This window comes from Acidisoma sp. S159 (assembly GCF_009766125.1).
Lineage (GTDB): Bacteria > Pseudomonadota > Alphaproteobacteria > Acetobacterales > Acetobacteraceae > Acidisoma.
Genome location: NZ_LMUG01000003.1, coordinates 1 through 685, shown reverse-complemented (window position 1 = coordinate 685; position 685 = coordinate 1). Strand labels below are relative to the sequence as shown.

2 protein-coding genes are annotated in these 685 nt (G+C 53.3%); both read right to left on the bottom strand.

All coding sequences use genetic code 11. From position 1 onward, the window contains the following. The coding region (locus GSQ92_RS01650) for a hypothetical protein (RefSeq protein ID WP_216856706.1) at positions 1-438 on the bottom strand (438 nt) is incomplete at its 3' end. Positions 439-471: 33 nt separating this feature from the next. Continuing rightward, positions 472-685, bottom strand: a 214-nt coding sequence (locus tag GSQ92_RS29915; protein ID WP_216856705.1) for a hypothetical protein, incomplete at its 5' end; no start/stop codon positions are given.

Genomic DNA, 685 nt, shown 5'->3' with positions numbered 1-685 from the left:
CAGGCCCAGGCCTTCCACCTCCATAAAGCCAATTGCACGTGGATGCGCCGGGTTAGAGATGTCGTAAACGCGCATGCCGGCGGTATAGTCTTCACCTCTCTTCCCGAACTTGCTCGAATGCACACCTTCAATCGAGTGGCCGTAATATTCGGTCTCTTTTACGTAAACGGAATAGAAGTTGAATTCTTCCACCACAAGAAGAAGATCGTTGGCGGTTTGTATGTGCACCGACCATGACCGGTTATGTGTTGGCAGAAAGTTTACCGGGGCGGGGTTGCGCGGATCACGCACGTCGATGACGCTGACGCCACCGCTGAAAACGTGGCTGACGAAGGCGTGGCCCTTGTGTATCATACATTGGATGCCATCAGCGCGCCCAGCCTGGTTGCTGCGCCCAACGAATTCTATATTCTTTGCGGAGTCGAAGAATTTGCTCATCATATGTTCTCCATCGAGAGTTTTTATTGCTCCTCACGCGCGCTTGGCAAAAACGAGATCTTGGACCACGGCAGCATTATATGTCTTTAGATAGCGATCTTTCGCCAGGGGTAGATGTTCCTTCACAAGAGCAACTAGTCGAGGGCGGTCGCATTGCCGGCAGGCTTCGATCATCGCCCAGTGATCGCGGCAAACCTTGGTGAGGAAGTTCGGGTCCATGTAGGGGTGAAACCGCACCGTAAGCGCC